1 protein-coding gene is annotated in these 1,229 nt (G+C 40.3%); it reads left to right on the forward strand.

Annotation, left to right across the window (positions count from 1 at the left end; all coding sequences use genetic code 11):
- The first annotated feature begins 87 nt into the window (after window positions 1-87).
- Window positions 88-1,224, forward strand: a complete 1,137-nt coding sequence (locus MT391_RS20635; RefSeq protein ID WP_499499966.1) for an ISAs1 family transposase — start codon at window positions 88-90, stop codon at window positions 1,222-1,224.
- Window positions 1,225-1,229: the final 5 nt, after the last annotated feature.

Genomic DNA, 1,229 nt, shown 5'->3' on the forward strand with positions numbered 1-1,229 from the left:
TACGGCAAGATCATTATAAATTGAACTTTTTAATAAAGTAGCGATCAGATCATTTTATACTGATAATCATAAGCTTTGGTGATATTAATGAGTGCTACTTTTTTGAATAATTTTGATTCTATTTCCGACCCGCGCATCGAACGCTGCAAAAAGCATAACCTACTCGATATTTTGTTACTTGCCATGACGGCTGTTATGTCAGGCTCCGAAGGCTGGGAAGATATTGAAAATTTTGGACATATAAAACTTGACTGGCTACGTCAATACCGTGATTTTGAAGCAGGTATTCCCCGACATGACACTATTGCCCGTGTCATCAGCCGCTTAAAAGCGAGTGAAATCGAACAAGCCTTTCAAACATGGATATCAAGCCTGATAGAAAAAACAGGCTGCCATGTGATTGCCGTTGATGGAAAAACTGCCCGTCGCTCATTTACGACTAAAGATAGAAAAAATGCACTGCATACCGTGAGCGCTTGGAGTTGCCAACATCAATTAGTATTAGGGCAAACAGCGGTTGATGCGAAAACAAATGAAATCACCGCGATACCAGAGCTACTCTCACTTTTAGATATAGAAAATAGCATCATTACCCTTGATGCAATGGGGTGCCAGAAAGAAATAGCGAAGCAAATAATCCAACAAAAGGCAGATTATATTTTAGCCTTGAAAGGTAATCATTCAGGTATGCAAGCTGAGTTGGAAGCGTGGTGGCATAAATGTCAACGAGAAGGTTTGACACCGGAAAAATATGCGAAGCATACGACAATCTCATCGGGCCATGGACGAATAGAAACGAGAACTTGTGAGCAATTGTTAATTGATAAAAAATGGCTTGGTAAAGGTTATCGTTGGTCCGGCTTAAACAGCTTTATTAAAATAACAGCAGAAGTCTATGAAAAACATACAGGTAAAGAAACAATCGAAACGCGTTGTTACATCAGTTCATTGCCGTTAAATGCCGAGCAATGCCTCAATGCAGTGCGAGACCATTGGCAAGTTGAAAGTATGCATTGGGTGCTTGATATGACATTTAGAGAAGATGAGTCACGGATACGTAAAGGACAAGGGCCTCTTGCCTTTAATGTCATGAGGAAAATGGCAATGGCATTATTCAAACAAGATACGAGTAAATCAGCAAGTATGGCAGCCAAAAAGAAAATGGCAGGGTTAGATGATAAATATCGTTCAACCCTGTTGGAGAGCGGGATTAAAATGCGCTAGCCGTA

This window comes from Vibrio sp. 1-Bac 57, assembly GCF_037546855.1.
In the GTDB taxonomy this organism is placed as follows: Bacteria; Pseudomonadota; Gammaproteobacteria; order Enterobacterales; family Psychromonadaceae; genus Psychromonas.